General features: G+C 55.6%; 13 protein-coding genes and 1 tRNA gene. 7 read left to right on the plus strand and 7 right to left on the minus strand.

All coding sequences use genetic code 11. The features are described 5' to 3' along the window. Positions 1 to 46 precede the first annotated feature (46 nt). Positions 47 to 1,465, plus strand: coding sequence for a hypothetical protein (locus NNL38_RS13720; RefSeq protein ID WP_255388579.1), 1,419 nt, complete (start codon positions 47 to 49; stop codon positions 1,463 to 1,465). A gap of 266 nt (positions 1,466 to 1,731) precedes the next feature. Here NNL38_RS13720 and NNL38_RS13725 read toward each other — a convergent pair. Further along, positions 1,732 to 1,816, minus strand: a tRNA-Leu gene (locus NNL38_RS13725). A 174-nt stretch (positions 1,817 to 1,990) separates the two neighbouring features. Beyond that, on the minus strand, positions 1,991 to 3,721 hold the full coding sequence (locus tag NNL38_RS13730; RefSeq protein WP_255388580.1) for an AMP-binding protein: 1,731 nt from the start codon (positions 3,719 to 3,721) through the stop codon (positions 1,991 to 1,993). Positions 3,722 to 4,136: 415 nt separating this feature from the next. Between NNL38_RS13730 and NNL38_RS13735 the strand changes: the two genes are divergently transcribed. Beyond that, positions 4,137 to 4,631, plus strand: coding sequence for an RDD family protein (locus NNL38_RS13735; protein WP_255388581.1), 495 nt, complete (start codon positions 4,137 to 4,139; stop codon positions 4,629 to 4,631). A gap of 65 nt (positions 4,632 to 4,696) precedes the next feature. On the opposite strand, the gene lptG is transcribed toward NNL38_RS13735, so the two are convergent. Both lptG and lptF read right to left on the minus strand, forming a co-directional pair. Next, positions 4,697 to 5,767, minus strand: coding sequence for an LPS export ABC transporter permease LptG (gene lptG, locus NNL38_RS13740; RefSeq protein ID WP_255388582.1), 1,071 nt, complete (start codon positions 5,765 to 5,767; stop codon positions 4,697 to 4,699). Continuing rightward, positions 5,767 to 6,867, minus strand: a complete 1,101-nt coding sequence (gene lptF / locus NNL38_RS13745; RefSeq protein WP_255388583.1) for an LPS export ABC transporter permease LptF — start codon at positions 6,865 to 6,867, stop codon at positions 5,767 to 5,769. The genes lptG and lptF overlap by 1 nt, the downstream gene beginning before the upstream one ends. Positions 6,868 to 7,060: 193 nt before the next feature. Here lptF and pepA point away from each other — a divergent pair, with 193 nt between their 5' ends. From pepA to NNL38_RS13765, 4 genes are all read left to right on the plus strand, one after another. Next, complete coding sequence (gene pepA, locus NNL38_RS13750) at positions 7,061 to 8,569, plus strand: leucyl aminopeptidase (protein ID WP_255388584.1); 1,509 nt, start codon at positions 7,061 to 7,063, stop codon at positions 8,567 to 8,569. Positions 8,570 to 8,619: 50 nt separating this feature from the next. Next, complete coding sequence (locus NNL38_RS13755; protein ID WP_255388585.1) at positions 8,620 to 9,072, plus strand: DNA polymerase III subunit chi; 453 nt, start codon at positions 8,620 to 8,622, stop codon at positions 9,070 to 9,072. Between the two features lie 28 nt (positions 9,073 to 9,100). Continuing rightward, complete coding sequence (locus NNL38_RS13760; protein ID WP_255388586.1) at positions 9,101 to 11,962, plus strand: valine--tRNA ligase; 2,862 nt, start codon at positions 9,101 to 9,103, stop codon at positions 11,960 to 11,962. Between the two features lie 288 nt (positions 11,963 to 12,250). Continuing rightward, on the plus strand, positions 12,251 to 12,652 hold the full coding sequence (locus NNL38_RS13765; RefSeq protein WP_255388587.1) for a DUF2061 domain-containing protein: 402 nt from the start codon (positions 12,251 to 12,253) through the stop codon (positions 12,650 to 12,652). A 60-nt stretch (positions 12,653 to 12,712) separates the two neighbouring features. Here NNL38_RS13765 and ltrA read toward each other — a convergent pair whose 3' ends face one another. The 3 genes from ltrA to NNL38_RS13780 all read right to left on the minus strand — a co-directional run bounded on the left by ltrA (position 12,713) and on the right by NNL38_RS13780 (position 16,794). Further along, positions 12,713 to 14,005 (minus strand): group II intron reverse transcriptase/maturase, encoded by a 1,293-nt coding sequence (gene ltrA, locus NNL38_RS13770; RefSeq protein WP_369414611.1) that lies wholly within the window; start codon positions 14,003 to 14,005, stop codon positions 12,713 to 12,715. Between the two features lie 627 nt (positions 14,006 to 14,632). After that, a complete protein-coding gene (locus tag NNL38_RS13775) occupies positions 14,633 to 15,652 on the minus strand; it encodes a M48 family metallopeptidase (protein WP_255388588.1) in 1,020 nt (339 codons plus the stop codon). Next, the gene (locus NNL38_RS13780) at positions 15,649 to 16,794 is read right to left on the minus strand and encodes a YjgN family protein (RefSeq protein ID WP_255388589.1); all 1,146 of its coding nucleotides are present in this window, start codon (positions 16,792 to 16,794) and stop codon (positions 15,649 to 15,651) included. The genes NNL38_RS13775 and NNL38_RS13780 overlap by 4 nt, the downstream gene beginning before the upstream one ends. Before the next feature lie 241 nt (positions 16,795 to 17,035). Between NNL38_RS13780 and NNL38_RS13785 the strand changes: the two genes are divergently transcribed. Then, a complete protein-coding gene (locus NNL38_RS13785; protein ID WP_255388590.1) occupies positions 17,036 to 17,941 on the plus strand; it encodes a bifunctional helix-turn-helix transcriptional regulator/GNAT family N-acetyltransferase in 906 nt (301 codons plus the stop codon). Positions 17,942 to 17,989 lie beyond the last annotated feature (48 nt).

Genomic DNA, 17,989 nt, shown 5'->3' on the forward strand with positions numbered 1-17,989 from the left:
TTCATGTAAGATCGTCAGCCTTATAAGCAATCAGGTCAATAAAACCATGAAAAAAAGCATCGCCTTCGCCCTTGTACTAATCCTCACTGGCTGTGACGACGAGACATCGACCACGCTCTCCCCCGCAGAAAAAACCGGACAACCCACAGAAACGCCCCGAGAGAATCAAGATCAACACCAGCAGGAACAAGCCATCCAGCTCACCACCACACCTTCATTCTCGGTCCGCAAACCAGGTCGCTATATTCAGGATCAACTCGCATTTAACTTTACTAAGACGGTCAATGCGAGCTTGGTGGTTCGCGACTCCCGCGGCCACGAGATCTTCAACAGCAGTGCAAATGAGGCAACCTCCGAGCATACCTTCAACCTCGGCTCCACCTATAATGCCACCAGCCTGGATTACGGGGTTTACCAGTACACCTTCACCGCATCACTAGCCGACGGTTCGGAAACGCGGACCATCAAGGGGCAATTTGAAAAAGGGCTGCGACCAATCCATGAGTTCGACCATAAAATTTCAGATATCAGCATCGACCAAGACACGCTCTACGTAGCGACCGGTGATTACATGCGCCCGATCGAAGTCCATACCATCAATACTCAGGATGACACGGTCCACACCCTGGCAATTGCTGGCACGGAGCTCCCCAAACCAATTTATGACATGCACCGGTTCGGTGATTCTATTTATTTTGGCGGACGCAAACAGGACTGGCTAGGGGGGCAGTTGCTGACACGCTATCAACTTGATACCCAAACGATAGAAGTGCTGGATAACACCTTTGCCTGCCAACAGCAAAATCAGGATGAGTGCAGTGCCGTTTTCAGCCTCACCTCACAGGGCGACACTTTGTATATCGGGACCAGCAATGGCCTCTATACCTACCGCAATAACAGTTTTACCAAAGTCACTCAGCATGGCCTGAAGGAGAACACCGATATCAAATCGCTGTTTGTGGACAGTCTACAACGGGTTTGGGCCGGCTCAATGGCAGAAGGTGGGCTAACGTATTTACACCAGGGCATCTGGCACCCAATGACAGAGGGCAATAGCACAATGCCAGCCGGTGGGATCATGGCTTTTGCTGAGGGCACGGATGGTGAGATTTATATTGCTAACAACATCAACGGATTAACCCGTTATCAACCTGACTCAGGGGAGGTTGTCCAATTTACCCCCTATAACTCCAACATCATCGACCATAATCTGGTCTCCGTCGCCTATACCGACGGCATTATCGTCGGCTCCCATGACTATGGCATCGCGAAATCAACCAACGGCACCGCATGGACCATGACGGATCACACCAACTCCTTGATGAAGCAAATCAAAACGGATGCCTGTGAATTTGACCCGGATGCCGCGGGGTGCCAAAAAGTTCTGGTGGTCGAACGCATTGTCGATAGCCAGGATGGACGTGTCTTTGCCGCGATTGGCAAAGGTGTATACGAGCTCTACTAGAGGTAACCCGCTCTCAGGTGCGGCTTCAGCCGGATCAACACCAAATACCTGTCAGATGGAGCCAATGGTCTGATTTTTCATCAACCATAGCCACATGCAGGGCGGGCATTAGCATAACGCGTAGCTTTCATGACAATACTCCCAACAGCTGCATTGGGAGTTTTTGCGAAGATAAGGCCAAGCTTGAACAGGTATGTGGCCTGCAAGTTAGCGGCGACAGAAACAACAAAGCCCCGACCGAAGTCGAGGCTTTGTCATATCAGAGATGGTGCCCGAGGACGGACTTGAACCGTCACTCCCGAAGGAAACGGATTTTGAATCCGTCGTGTATACCAATTTCACCACTCGGGCAATTGTGAGACATTATACGTATACAGGTCTGATATACAATTACTTTTCTCACAAACACCGGCATTCTGCGTGCGTTCGCTGAAATTTTATGCAGTTTGTCCCGCTCTAATCGAGGCTTCCCCCCAGTCGGATAGCCCCGGCAGCATGCCGGGGCTATACAATGGACTGACAGGATTAACCGACGCCCACGCTTTCTTCCTGCTCCTGCTTTTCCTGCTCGATTTCCAGATCCCGCATTTTAAATTTCTGCAGTTTCCCGGTCACTGTCATCGGGAAATGATCTACAAAACGGATCACTTTGGGGATCTTAAAGTGAGCCAGTTCATCCCGACAAAACGCCTGCAGCTCTTCAACGCTCATCTCTTCCCCGGGGTGCAGCTGTACCCAGGCGACCACTTCCTCACCATAGAAAGGCTGCGGCACCCCGAATACGGCAACCTGCTGGATTTTCTCGTTGGAATACAGGAACTCCTCAATTTCTCGCGGATAAATATTCTCCCCGCCCCGGATGATCATTTCCTTGATCCGGCCGGTGATCCGCACATAGCCTTCTTCATCCATCACCCCTAGATCCCCGGAATGCAGCCAGCCTTGTGGATCAATCGCCTCCCGGGTCGCAGCTACATTGCCGTAATAACCCCGCATCAGGTTATAGCCACGGAAACAGATCTCGCCAGGCTGCCCGAGAGGAACGGTCGCTCCCGTCTCAATATTGATCACCTTGACCTCCTGGTGCGGCAAGTTGCGACCCACGGTTTCAGTGCGACGCTCCAGCGAGTCATCAATCTCAGTCAGGTGGCTCAGCGGCGCAGCCTCGGTCTGGCCGTAACCAATCAGAATTTCCCGACAATTCAGCTCCGTCATCACCCGCATCATCAACGCCGGCGGACAGGTCGCACCGGCCATGATCCCGGTCCGTAGCGAGCTGACATCAAAGTTCTGAAACTCAGGGTGATCCAGCTCAGCCATAAACATGGTCGGAACCCCGTGCAGTGCAGTACATTTTTCCTGAGCTACAGCCTGCAGAACCGATAGCGGATGAAAGTGCTCAGCCGGGATCACCACGCAGGCCCCGACAGACAGGCACAGCAGGTTCGCCAACACCATACCGAAACAGTGATAAAACGGCACCGGGACACACAGGCGATCCTTTTCGGTAAAGTGCATCGCCTGCGCCGAGAAATAGGCATCATTAAGGATATTGAGGTGGCTCAGTACCACAGCTTTGGGAAACCCGGTGGTACCCGAGGTGTATTGAATATTGATCGGATCGTCGCAGTCCAACGCATCAGTCACCGCGTCGAGCTGGGCATCAGAAATGCTGTGGCCGGCTTCAATGATATCCGCCCAAACCGCGAACCCCGGTGCCGGGCACTCGGTTTGCATCGGGTGTTGCGGATCGTACACCACCACATGGCGCAGGAAGGGAAATTCCGCATGCGCCGGCGGCGAGGCTGAGTCGGTGGAAGCACTGCCGAGCGCCGGCAGTAGCTCGGCCAGAATATCAATATAGCTGCTGTCACGGAAGGACGGGATCACAAACAGCCCCTGCACTTCCGAACATTGCAGCGCATAGGCCAGTTCACGCTTGCGGTATGCCGGATTAATATTGACCAGAACAATCCCCACCCGGGCTGTCGCCATTTGCAGCAGGATCCACTCCAAATTATTGGTCGACCAGACTCCGACCCGGTCCCCTTTCTCAAAGCCTGCGGCCAGTAATCCCTTGGCAAGCTGATCAACCTCAGCGGCCAGTTCACGGTATGTCAAACGACGCTGCTGCGGTATCGCAACCACGGCTTCATACTCCGGAAAAGCAGCGGCAATCTCAGCAAATTGCTGCGAAATAGTTTTTCCAAGCAGCGGCTGCTCGCCACCACGATGAAAATAACTCTTAGCGGCCATAGTATCTCCCTATATTGGTCGGCACATTGTCAGAGTGTTCCTGTGCGAAGACTGCAAAACTCCCGGCTTATTCTCGCGCGCGAGTTCAGATGCGGTACGACTGTTCAGGCCTGATGCTGCGCGATACCTTTCCCGGCCTGTTGTCATCGGATGGACTGCATAAGATGAAAACAGTGTCTGGAACAACAGGCACTCACAAAGCCTTGTATAGAGAACATAGCCATTCATTGGCAACCATGCGGACAACGCCGGCAGAGAATCATGAAAATACGAACTCGATAGCAAAGCCATTATTTTCACAGGAAAAATAAAGAAAACCGGCTACCTCTCATTTCCAATCTGCGGGCCATTTCCCGCTCCAGGAGAAATTGCTACACTGCGCCCAGTCTCTTGCGATTAACTTTTGGACACCTCCGTGAAAAAGACCAAACAACAGGACGTTTCTTCTGCCAAAGTCTACCCCGGCCTGCTACGCCGGCTCGGCGCCTGGCTTTATGATCTGCTGATCGTGGCCGCCATTCTGATGCTGGCCGGCGGCGTAGCAACAGCCCTGGTCGCCACCCTGCTCCACTTTGGCGTGATCAGCCTTGGCCCGTATGAAGATGCCAGTGCCTACATGAGCCAGCATCCGATCGTGAGTGGGCTCTACTCGATTTACCTGGCTGTGGTGATCGCCGGCTTCTATGCCTTCTTCTGGTGCCGTGGCGGCCAGACGCTGGGGATGCGCGCCTGGAAGCTCCGGTTGCAGAACAAAGACGGCTCAAATATTCGCCTGACCCAGGCGTTGATCCGTATGGCTACGTCTGCCTTTGGCCTGGGCAATCTGTGGGCCCCGTTCAATAAAGAGAAACAATCACTGCAGGATCTGATGGCCAACAGCGAAATGATTGTGCTACCCAAGCCCAATTAATGCGGTGAGCAACCCATAAAAAAGGAGCTCGAAAGCTCCTTTTTTGTCTCTGTGTAAGGGGGCCGTTATAACTTACGCCGCAGCAAATACAGCGTGATAAACAAAAAGACCAGGCTCGGCCCCAATGCCCCGATCACCGGATGCAGGCGATAGACGATGCTCAGCGGCCCGAATACTTCGTTGGATATATAAAACGCAAAACCGAAGATCACCCCTGACAGGACCCGGGCCCCCATAGTCACCGAGCGCAACGGCCCGAACACAAACGACAGCGCCAGTAGCATCATCACTGCAATCGACACCGGTTGCAGCGCTTTGCGCCAGAACGCCAGCTCATAGCGTGAGGCATCCTGCTGTGACTCCTTCAGATACGACACATAGTTATACACCCCGGATAAGGCCAGCTCTTCCGGTTTCACCGTTACCACCGCCAGCTTGTCCGGCGTCAGCGTGGTCTGCCAGGCCAGCGTGGGGTATTCGCGGTTCGACTGTTGCACCTTATCAATATCGGTGACCGTTACATCTTCCAGTAACCAGCCCTGCTGCTCATCATAAGACGCACTGCGGGCAAAGACGGTCTGCGCCAGTTGATCCTGCTCGTCGAACTGCCAGACATTGACCGCATCTAATTGACTCTGCTCATGGACCCGGCCGATATAGATAAAGTCATTGCCGTCTTTGGCCCACACCCCGCGTTGCACCGACAACATATTCCCACCGGACGTCCACAGCGCCCGCAGCTCACGCGCCGCCTTCTGTGCTTCCGGTGCGCCCCACTGACCGAGCAGGGTAACAATCAGCATCAAGGGGACCGCGGTCTTCAGCACCGACAACCCGATATCCAGCTTGGAGAAGCCGGCCGCCTGCATCACCACCAGCTCCGAGCTTGAGGCCAGGGTCCCTAAACCAATCAGTGCCCCCAGCAACACCGCCATCGGGAAAAACATCTCAATATCACGCGGCACACTCAGCAGCACATAAATCAGCGCCTTCCACAGATCATACGAGCCGTCACCGACCTTCCGCAGTTGCTCAACATATTTGATGATGGCCGACAAGCCCACCAGGGTCGACAGTGTCAGGGTAGTGGTCGCAATGATCGTCCGGCCAATGTACCAGTCCAGAATCTTAAACATCAGCCGCGTCTCCGTAATTTTTCTCTCAGCTGTCTCATCGGCAACGTATCCCAGGTGTTCAAGGCCACCGCAATCATCAAGAGCGCCAGGTTGATCCCCCACAGCCCGATCTCCGGCGGCAGGCCGCCATCTTCAACGGCGGATTTCGCCGCACTGATCGCCAGGAAGTAGGCCAGGTAAAGCAACACCGCCGGCACCAGCTTGGCAAAACGGCCCTGGCGCGGATTGACCGCCGAGAGCGGCACCACCACCATAGTCAACAGCGGAATACACAGCACCAGCGAGACCCGCCACTGGAACTCGGCCTTGGCCGCCAGCTCCGGACGCTGCATCAGCGCCAGCGTCGGCAGGGCATCCCAGTCACGGCTCTTTTCACGCACCGCCCGCTGGCCAATCAATGCCTGGTAGCCGTCAAACTCCGTAATCGCGTAATCAAGCCGGGTCGGGATCCCTTCGTAACGGGTGCCGTCCTGCAAATCCAGCACCTGGCGGCCATCGGCCAGCTCGCTGACATAGCCCCGGTCAGACACCAGCACACTCGGGCGCATCGCATCGCGGGCCGTCAGCTGGGCGACGAACACATTGTGCAGCTTGGTGCCGCTGTCGGTGATGTCATCGACAAACACGACCCCTTTGCCGTCCGGCGCCGCCTGGAACTGGCCCTTGACCAGCAAATCCAGGCCGGAGTCGGCTTCCACTTGCTCCATCACCCGGGTTTCCTGCTCCACACTCCACGGCGCCAGCCACAGGGCATTAAAGCCGGCAGCAGAGCCGGTAATGATTGCCAGCCACAGCGCCGCACGGATCAGAAACTTATTGCCGATCCCGGTGGCATTCATCACCGTGATTTCACTCTCGGCATACAGCCGGCCAAAGGTGAGCAAAATCCCGATGTACAAACTGAGCGGCAGCATCAGCAGGGCCATCGACGGCATGTACAATCCCATCAGGGTCAGGATCAGTTCACTGGGGATCGACCCTTCGGTCGCCGACGCCAGCACTCGAATAAATTTTTGGCTGATAAAGACAAGAAAGAGCACCAAAAGAACCGCAAATTGGCTCTTTAATGTCTCACGTGTCAAATACCGAACAATAATCACGCGTTATACACCCATAGAAAACTTGTTTTTTTGCTGGAATCACTATAGTTTTTCGGTTAAGTAGTTATTTTTTAATCTTTCGGCTAATCGTTAGCCTGCACTTTGATCCTATACCGAAATGACGGTCCAACAAGTAAGTGCGGCATTATCTAACATTTAGCTTTAATTGTCTTTATAGGATGTAGGAGTACGCATGGAGTTCAGTGTAAAAAGTGGTAGCCCGGAGAAACAGCGCAGCGCCTGTATCGTCGTTGGGGTCTTCGAACCACGCCGCCTCTCTCCAATTGCTGAGCAACTCGATAAAATCAGTGACGGCTATATCAGCTCACTGCTGCGCCGTGGCGACCTGGAAGGCAAGCCAGGCCAGATGCTGCTGCTTCACCATGTCCCCAATGTACTGTCTGAGCGTGTATTACTGGTTGGCTGTGGGAAAGAGCGCGAGCTAGACGAACGCCAGTACAAGCAGATCATCAAGAAAACCATCAGCACCCTGAACGAAACCGGCTCCATGGAAGCGGTGTGCTTCCTGACCGAGCTGCATGTCAAAGGTCGCGACACCTACTGGAAGGTCCGCCAGGCCGTTGAAACCACCAAAGACAGCCTGTACACCTTCAACCAGTTCAAGAGCAGCAAGCCGGAAACCCGCCGCCCGCTGCGCAAGCTGGTGTTCAACGTACCGACCCGCCGCGAGCTGTCGCTGGGTGAGCGCGCCATTGCGCACGGCCTGGCTGTCGCTTCCGGGGTGAATGCCGGTAAAGATCTGGGCAACATGCCGCCAAACGTTGCCAACCCGGCTTACCTGGCTTCTCAGGCTCGCCGTCTGGCAGATGATTTCGAGACCGTCAGCACCAAGATTATCGGCGAACAGGAGATGGAAGCCCTCGGCATGCACTCTTACCTGGCTGTTGGTCGCGGCTCGAAAAACGAAGCCATGATGTCGGTGATTGAATACAAGGGCAGCCCGGACCCGGATACCAAGCCGATTGTACTGGTCGGCAAGGGCCTGACCTTCGACTCCGGCGGTATCTCCATCAAGCCGTCTGCCAACATGGATGAAATGAAATACGACATGTGCGGCGCAGCAACCGTGTTCGGTGCCATGAAGTCCCTGGCCAAGCTGAACCTGCCGATCAACGTGGTCGGTATCCTGGCCGGCTGTGAAAACATGCCGGGAGGCAATGCCTACCGTCCGGGCGATATTCTGACCACCATGTCCGGTCAGACCGTGGAAGTGCTGAACACCGATGCCGAAGGTCGCCTGGTGCTGTGTGACGCACTGACCTATGTCGAGCGTTACGAGCCGGACTGCGTGGTGGACGTCGCAACCCTGACCGGTGCCTGTGTGGTAGCCCTTGGCAACCACATCAGCGGCCTGATCGCCAACCACAACCCGCTGGCACATGAGCTGATCAACGCTTCCGAGCAAGCCGGTGATCGCGCTTGGCGCCTGCCGATGAGCGATGAGTACCAGGAGCAACTGGCCAGCCCGTTTGCCGATATGGCGAACCTGGGCACCCCGGGTGCCGGTACCATCACCGCCGGCTGCTTCCTGTCCCGCTTCACTAAAAAGTACAACTGGGCCCACCTGGATATTGCCGGGACAGCCTGGAAAGGCGGCAAGGAGAAAGGCGCAACGGGCCGTCCGGTCCCATTGCTGGTCCAGTTCCTGCTCAACCGTGCCGGCCAGGAAAACGTCGAGTAAGATGACAACCCAGGGGCCGCACGGCCCCTTTCTTTTGAAGAGCAACTGCGATGACTCATGCTACTTTTTATATAATCGATGACAGCCAAAACGCAGCGGATAGCGACTATCCGCTGCATTTTGCCTGCCATCAGGCAGCATTGAGTTATCAACAGGGGCACAAAGTCTACCTGCTGGCCGCCAGCAAAGCGCAGGCTGAGCAAATCGACGAGTACCTGTGGCAACAGGAGCCGGATAATTTCGTCCCGCATAACCTGGTGGGCGAAGGCCCGCGCGGCGGCTCGCCGGTTGAGATTGGCTGGCCGGGGTTACGCCACAGCGGGCGCAGAGGCGTGCTGATTAATTTGAGTGAGGAAGCACCAAATTTTGCTGTTACCTTCTCACAAGTGGTAGACTTCGTTCCTTGCGATGAAAAACTCAAGCAGCAGGCCCGCGAGCGCTACAAGGCCTACCGCCTTGCCGGCATTCAGCTTCAGACCGCCGCTGCCCCTGAGACGCCCTAATTCCCATATAGATCCTTCTAAGAGCGCTATGGAAAAGACATACAACCCACAATCAATTGAAAAAGCGCTGTATCAGCGCTGGGAAGAGGCTGGTTACTTCAAGCCTCACGGTGATACGACAAAAGATGCCTACAGCATCATGATCCCACCGCCAAACGTCACGGGCAGCCTGCACATGGGCCACGCGTTCCAGGATACCATTATGGATACCCTGATCCGCTGCGAGCGCATGAAAGGTAAGAATACCCTGTGGCAGGTCGGTACCGACCACGCCGGTATCGCCACCCAAATGGTTGTGGAGCGTAAAATTGCCGCCGAAGAAGGCAAGACCAAGCACGATTACGGCCGCGACGCCTTCATCGATAAAATCTGGGAATGGAAAGGCGAGTCGGGTGGCACTATCACCCAGCAGCTGCGCCGCCTGGGCGCTTCGGTCGACTGGGATCGTGAGCGCTTCACCATGGATGACGGCCTGTCGAATGCGGTTCAGGAAGTCTTCGTGCGCCTGTTCGAAGAAGATCTGATCTACCGCGGTAAGCGCCTGGTGAACTGGGATCCGAAACTACACACGGCGATTTCGGATCTGGAAGTTGAAAACAAAGACAAGAAAGGCCACATGTGGCACTTCCGCTACCCGCTGGCCGACGGCGTGAAAACCGCCGAAGGCAAAGACTACATTATCGTTGCGACCACCCGTCCGGAAACCATGCTGGGCGATACCGGTGTCGCAGTGAACCCGGAAGATCCACGCTATAAAGACCTGATCGGCAAAGAAATCATCCTGCCAATCGTTGACCGTCGCATCCCAATCGTCGGTGACGAGCACGCTGACATGGAAAAAGGCACCGGCTGTGTGAAAATCACCCCGGCGCATGACTTCAATGACTACGAAGTAGGCAAACGTCACAGCCTGCCGATGATCAACATCCTGACCCTGGATGCCAACATTCGCGATGCCGCGGAAGTCTTCACCACCAATGGTGAGCCAAGCGATGCCTATAGCGCAGCGCTACCGGCCAAGTACCACGGCATGGAGCGTTTTGCCGCGCGTAAAGCCATCGTCGCAGAGTTCGATGAACTGGGCCTGCTGGACGAGATTAAAGATCACGATCTGACGGTGCCTTACGGCGACCGTGGCGGCGTGGTGATCGAGCCGATGCTGACCGACCAATGGTATGTGCGCACCGCGCCGCTGGCCAAGCCAGCTGTCGAAGCGGTTGAGAACGGCGACATCCAGTTCGTACCGAAGCAGTACGAGAACATGTACTTCGCGTGGATGCGTGACGTGCAGGACTGGTGTATTTCCCGTCAGCTGTGGTGGGGTCACCGGATCCCGGCCTGGTACGACAACGACGGTAACGTCTATGTCGGCCGTAGCGAAGAAGAAGTCCGTGAGAAAAACAACCTGGCACCGGTTGTCGTCCTGCGTCAGGACGACGACGTGCTTGATACCTGGTTCTCCTCGGCGCTGTGGACCTTCGGTACCCAAGGCTGGCCGGAAAACACCGAGGCCCTGAAGACCTTCCACCCGTCGGATGTGCTGGTGTCTGGTTTCGACATCATCTTCTTCTGGGTTGCGCGGATGATCATGATGACACTGCACTTCGTCAAAGATGAAAACGGCAAGCCGCAGGTACCGTTCAAGACTGTCTACATGACCGGTCTGATCCGCGATGAAAACGGCGACAAGATGTCGAAGTCCAAGGGCAACGTCCTGGATCCAATCGACATGATCGACGGGATTGATCTGGAGTCTCTGGTTGCCAAGCGCACCGGGAACATGATGCAGCCTCAGCTGGCTGCGAAGATCGAGAAAAATACCCGCAAGACCTTCGAGAACGGCATCGAACCTTACGGCACCGACGCCCTGCGTTTCACGCTGGCAGCCATGGCCTCGACCGGCCGTGACATCAACTGGGACATGAAACGTCTGGAAGGTTACCGTAACTTCTGTAACAAGCTGTGGAACGCCAGCCGTTACGTACTGATGAACACCGAAGATCAGGATTGCGGCTTCGCCGAAGGCGCCGAGCTGGAATACTCCCTGGCCGATCAGTGGATCGAATCTCAGTTCGAACTGGCGGCGAAAGATTTCAATGCCCACATTGAAAACTTCCGTCTCGATATGGCGGCAAACACCATCTATGAGTTCATCTGGAACCAGTTCTGTGACTGGTACCTGGAGCTGACCAAACCGGTGCTGTGGAAAGGCAGCGAAGCGCAGCAACGTGCGACCCGCCGTACCCTGATCACCGTGCTGGAGAAAACCCTGCGCCTGGCCCACCCGGTGATCCCGTACATCACCGAAACCATCTGGCAGAGCGTCAAGCCACTGGTCGACGGTGTTGAGGGCGACACCATTATGCTGCAGGCGCTGCCGCAGTACGACGAGGCCAACTTCAATGCCGAGGCCCTGGCTGACATTGAGTGGGTGAAGGGCTTCATCACCAGCATCCGTAACCTGCGTGCCGAGTACGACATCGCGCCGAGCAAGCCGCTGGATGTGATGCTCAAAGCCGCAGACGAAAAAGACGCAGCGCGTCTGGAAGCCAACAAGGCCGTACTGGTGTCGCTGGCGAAACTGGAAGACATCCGCGTGCTGGCTGCCGGTGAAGAAACCCCGGCCTGTGCCACGGCGCTGGTTGGCAAGTCTGAGCTGATGATCCCGATGGCCGGCCTGATTGACAAAGACGCTGAGCTTGACCGCCTAGCGAAAGAAATCAAGAAGACCGAAGGCGAGATCAAGCGCATCGAAGGCAAGCTGGGTAACCAAGGTTTCGTCGCCAAAGCGCCGGAAGCTGTGGTTGCCAAAGAGCGCGAGAAACTGGACAGCTACAAAGAAACACTGGTGAAACTGGCGGAGCAGCAAGCAACCATCGCGGCGCTGTAAGCTTTCTCGGACTGACCCGCCAAACGCAGGCTGGTCTTGCCAACCCGATCAAGGCTGACGAGGATTCGTCAGCCTTTTCTTTATTCCGGCTCCGCAGCAAAGATGTTCAATCCCCGCTTCTGCTTTCTGGTCGCTATTCCTTCACGATCAGTCCCTCACAGCTATTCCCTGGCCGTGATTCCGTCACTGGCAAAATATAGCTTTCGGCTATCAATTTGATAGTAACAATCACCTTTTACTATTGATAACCATTCGCAATACTAAGGCTATCCAAACGAGGAAGCCGTGATGAAAAAGACCCTGAGTTTTGCCGCGATTCATTTTACTGTGGCGTTGAGTGTCGCCTACCTGCTGACCGGGGATATCATTCTCGGCAGCCTGATGGCGATGACCGAGCCGATGGTCAACACCGTCGCCTTCTATTTTCACGAAAAAGTCTGGCAATGGGCGCCGCTCAAACGCTCACAGTTCAATAACCCGGGCCGCAAGACCCTCAGCTTTGCCGTCATCCACTTTTCCGTCGCGTTTGGCGTGGCTTACCTGCTCACCGGAGATATCCTGATTGGCAGTCTGATGGCGATGATTGAGCCGGCCATCAATACCCTGGCCTACTACGGCCATGAGCGCCTGTGGCAGCGCCGGGAAGCCCGGCAAGTCCACCTGTTCAACGACTTGGCCTGCCATCACTAGCTCAGGATGCCTCACCCGCCCCAAAATCGAGTAGGAGGAGGCCTCACGGCCTCCGTCCTCTCACACCACCGTACAAGCGTGGGTCGCATACGGCGGTTCCGAATATATTTTCAGTGACTCGTACCCATCTCGCAACGAGTACAGACCCATCTCCTTGAACCATTTCATTGGCATGGCCTGATTGAGCTGGGGCGATAAAGCCAAGTGCCACCACCCTTTATCTGACATCGCCAGCTTCCACGCATTGCGTTCGCTTACACCCTCTTGGCGTAACCATGTCGCTATGCTGTATCTGCGCTTGCGCTGCTTGAGGCGATAGCACCGTAAGCGCCGCCTTATCCATTCATCCAAGCGCTGCATCGCGCTTTTCCGTATGGCAAGCTTGAAATAGTGTTGCCAACCTCTTAGGTATTGAGTGAGTTCGACTAGGACTGTCTTCAACTCTCGCCCTCGATTCCGCTTCGTTATTTGACGCACTCGCTTCTTCATCTGAGTTTGTGCTGTCTTCGAGATATGGATGCTTCCATCTCGTTGAAAGCGATGGCCTAGGTAAGTCCGCTCTGTCACTCTCGTTGCCGCACTTTTCTCACGGTTAACCCTGAGTTTCAGTTTCTGCTCCAAGAACTCCGTGATTGAGGCTTTTACTCGATTGGCGGCTTCCTCACTGTGCACGTAGATTTGGCAGTCGTCTGCATATCGGCAGAACTTATGCCCTCTTCGCTCAAGCTCTTTATCCAACTCATCTAATACGATATTTGATAGCAGCGGAGATAATGGTCCACCCTGTGGCGTCCCTCGTTGCCTCTGCTCAACTAACCCGTTTCGCATTATGCCTGCCTGTAGGTATGACCTGACCAGTTTCAGGACCCGTTTATCTGTGATGTCCTCCGATAGCCTGTGCATCAGTCTATCGTGGTTCACAGTATCGAAGTATTTCGCCAGGTCTATGTCGACTACATAACCCCGCCCCTCCCTGATGTAGTGGCTTGCTGCCACCAATGCATGGTGGGCACTGCGGTTAGGCCTGAACCCATAACTGTTGCTTGAAAACTGAGGTTCGTAGATATCTGTCAGTACTGAGGTAATGGCCTGTTGGACTACCCTATCAAGTACAGTTGGGATACCTAGCTGCCTCACTCCCCCGCTAGGTTTGGGAATTTCTACACCCAGAACGGGTTGCGGTTGGTAGCTCCCGTCCAGAAGGCTCTGGCGGAGCGCTTGCCCATTAGAAGACTGCCGAAGCATCGAGATAGTCGCTGTTATGTCGAGTTTATCAACCCCAGCACATCCCTTGTTCTTCTTCACTCTTCTCAGGGCTTGGTTCAGATTTGTTGAGGAGCAGATCCGCTCCATCAACTGAGTTGAGGTCACCAAGACTCGTCCTCCTGTCTACGCCGATCATGCTTGTCATTCTTCGTGGCCATGAGCGTCACTTGCGGTGTTGCCCAGTAGTACGTAGAGATGTTGTTCATCTTGCTATGACCCCACATGATTGAGTGTCTAGTGACTGCTTCTTGATATATTCAGTTCCGGCCTTCCCTTGGGTTGTACTTCCCCAAGGTACTATGCCTTCTGCTGACTTCTTATTACCCGTCACACAACATCACTGTTGTATTAGTCTCATCCGAGACAGGTCGTAAGATCTCCCGAGGTAAGACGTTGTTCTTTCCCTTGGCTGTGCCTGATTTACCCGTACACACTTCCCGTCGAGGCATTGGGCTGTTCTATATATTGCTAGGTTACCCAAGTTGTACTGGCCTACTATCAGGTTTCTGTTCGTCACACCCAAGTTTTGCCGTTTGCTTCCTTCAGATCCCACCTCACGGTGGGCACCCTTGCATAGGCTAACGGTTCTCGCTCGACTGAGCCCGTAGAGGACTTTCACCTCCTAGAACAACGCCATGCTCGGCGCACAAATAAAAGGCCGGCCCGTACTTCACGGGCCGGCCTTATCCGGCATCAGAATCTACATCGCAGATTTCAGCGCGACTGCGCTTCAGCGGCCGCTGCAATGGCTTCCAGCCGGTGCTGCATCCCCGGATGGGTGCTGAGCCATTCCGGACCATCCTTTCCTGCTGTCGCCGCTTCCAGACGCTCAAACATCTGCTGCATCGGCGTCACGCTGCCAAACACACGCTGCATCTGCGCCAGCGCATAGGCATCAGCCTCGGCCTCATCGGCCCGGGAATAGCCCTGGGTCAGAATAAACACCCCGCCGCCCAGAAAGTTATCCGCCAGCCCGGTACTTTCGCCCGTCATCAGCGCCACAGCGGTGGAGATCAGTGCCGAGCGCACCAGAGCAGTCATCACATGCTGGTATTCCAGATGGCCCAGCTCATGCAGCAAAATGCTGTTGAGTTGCGCCGGTGTCTTCGCCAGTGCTACCAAGGAATCCATCACCACAATCGTGCCGTCACTCAGGGCCAGAGCATTGGGCCCGGCCTCCCAGCGCCGGAGCTGCAACCGGGGGCTCACCGGGGTTGGTGGCACCTGCGCCACCAACGCAGCAAATTGCTGTTGCAGCTCACGCCGGCGCGTCTCACTGAGCTCGCTGGGTTGGAACAGGTGCTCATCCAGTGCCGTCAGGGTCTGCTCCCCGACATGTATAGCCACCGCTTCCGGCAGCAGGTGCACCAGCGCGCGGCTCAGCACCGGCAGGCCATGGCTGAACACCAGCACCATCAGCAAGGCCACGGCCAGCACACTGGCGCCAATCGCCGGCCAGTGCCGCTCCCACCAGTGCAGCCGGTGACCACGCCGGGCGCTTTGCAGCGCAGTTTCCAGAGCCGGGCTATCCTGTGGAATAAACTGGTGCCCATCAGGAAAGGTCAGGGTCAGCGGCAACCGCCCGAGCGACGGCGTCATATCGACCCGGGAGATGGGCCAGTCCCAACTCCCGGCATCGCAGCACAAACGGATCTGCTGCTGCGGCAACAGCGTCAACTCAGCATCGAGCTTGCTGGCACTGTTCGGCGGATGGCAAAAGCCGCGCCAACTCATCCGATCCCAACCCCAAGATCAAAGGCATTCGCCACTTCATCGGCAATCGCAGCACCCTGCGCCATCTCTTCACCTTCCGCCTGCAACAGCGCCAGATCGCCGATGATATAGGTCACCCCGGCCAGGTAACGTGCGGTTCTCACTTTCACCCATGGCCGGGCCAGGCCCAGCGTGACGATCAACAACAGAACGTTGCTCAGGATCAGGCCGACCAGTCCGGCCACCGTCATCCGCGACGCCAGTGGATATGCAGGCTCACCTTCAACCGTCACTTGGCCGAACAGGTAATTGCGGATCCGGGCCCGGATAAAGCCATTGACGATCATCGCTGCCAGCGCCATCAGACCGTAGATGACAAAAATCATCACCTGCCACTGCGACATCCCGCCATCCAGTGCTGCCGGATCCTGGAACGTCGCCAGGGAATTGATGCCGAAGGCCAGCGAGGTGATCAGCAGCAGCACCGCCATCATCCCGACCCACAGCAGGCCACCCAGCAGGTACGTCTTGATATACGCCTTGAGTTCAACGTCGGCATGGAATTCCCGGTTACCGTAGCGGTAGCCATTCAGGTAGTAAGCCGCAATCTGTGACGCCACCCAGGCATAAACCACGAAGGCTAGCACAAAGGTCAGCAGGAACAGCAGCCCGCCAACCACTGGGTTGTTCACCACAACCGAGAAGGAGAAAAAGAGTGCCCCACCGATCAGCAGGTAGCACAGCGCCGGCCAGCCCAGGAATACCCCATAGGCAGCCTTCAGGGTGCCGGCGAAATCAAACCGCACATTGCGGTAGCTGGTCATGCGGGCATCAAAGCGCGCATTATTACGCAGCAGCCAGGGCGCCAGCACGATCCCAAACACCATCAGACCGACCGCAACCGGCGGGAAAAACTGGCTGGCAACCATCCAGATCAGAACGCAGATCATCGCAATGATCCGCCCGATCAAAATCTGCTTTGGCGTGGCATGATAATCAAACCGATCCCCGGCCAACTCCGTATTACCGTAAAAATATTTATTCGTGCGCACCGTGGCCCAAGCGGAATAAATTCCAAGCGTGACAATCGACAGCAATATATTAACAATCCAGATGCCAAAGAACTCTCTGCCCTGGCCGTGAAACCTAACCTGATTTTCCATCTTATTCTCTCTACCTGTGAACAAATAAAGGGGTGGCTGTGCCTGAGATCCGACACCGATTCAACCGGCATGAATTATCACACAAACAGAGCAACAACGCTCATATAAAAGTTAAAAAATGCATTTATTTCAGTTACTTAGGGATGTTCGATTCGAGGGGTAAGATCATCATCTTGACATAGTTGCCGCGCGCAACTAAATTAGGTTGCACACCGCAACTAATAGAGCCGATGAGAGTTTCATGGACGCCAATACACTCAGACAACTTTCCCGTCAGCTGGTCCGCCACTTGGGCATGCTGGACAGCCAGTGTGGCAATATGGCCTTAAGCCCGGTCCAGGCCCACACCCTGATCGAGCTGGCTGACCATCCCGCCACCGTCAATGAGATGGCTGTGCGGCTACAGGTAGACAAATCCAACGCCAGCCGCAACCTGGCGATGCTACTCAACCAGCAGTGGGTTGAAACCCAGCCCAATCCGCAAGATGGCCGCAGCCAGATCTATCAGCTGACGGCGCAAGGCATGCAAAAGCTCGAGGCGTTGCACGATGCGCTCAATGGCCAGGTGGATGCGTGGCTCGCCCAGATGGATGACGATGAAGCGGCACAACTCGGCCGCAGCCTGGCGCGTTACAGCAAATCGATCCAGGCGGCCGCCAAACAAGATGGCTATGTGATCCGCCCGCTCACCCCGCTGGATAATGCAGCGACGGCCGCAGTGATCCGTCGCGTTTCTGCGGAATATGGCCTGACTACCGATAAGGGATATGGCGTCGCCGATCCGATTTTAGACCGGATGAGTGAAGTTTATCAGGCCGATGGCAGCGCCTACTGGGTGATCGAGTATCAGCGGCGGATCCTCGGCGGCGGCGGTATTGCCCCATTGGCCGGAGAGGCAACTCTGTGTGAGTTACAGAAAATGTACTTCCTGCCCGAGCTCCGGGGCCGGGGGTTGGCCCGAAAACTGGCGGTGAAAGCGCTGCGCTTTGCTCGGGCGCAAGGCTATCGCGGCTGCTACCTGGAAACTACCGCCAACCTGGGCGAAGCCATCGCGCTCTATGAATCGCTCGGCTTTGTTCAGATCCCACAGGCGCTGGGTAGTACCGGCCATGATGCCTGTGAAGTGCGGATGCTGAAAACCTTCTGATCACCGCTCAAGCTACGCGATCAAAAAAGCTGGCAACAGCCAGCTTTT

Origin of the sequence: Photobacterium atrarenae, assembly GCF_024380015.1 — a bacterium.
GTDB classification, from domain to species: domain Bacteria; phylum Pseudomonadota; class Gammaproteobacteria; order Enterobacterales; family Vibrionaceae; genus Photobacterium; species Photobacterium atrarenae.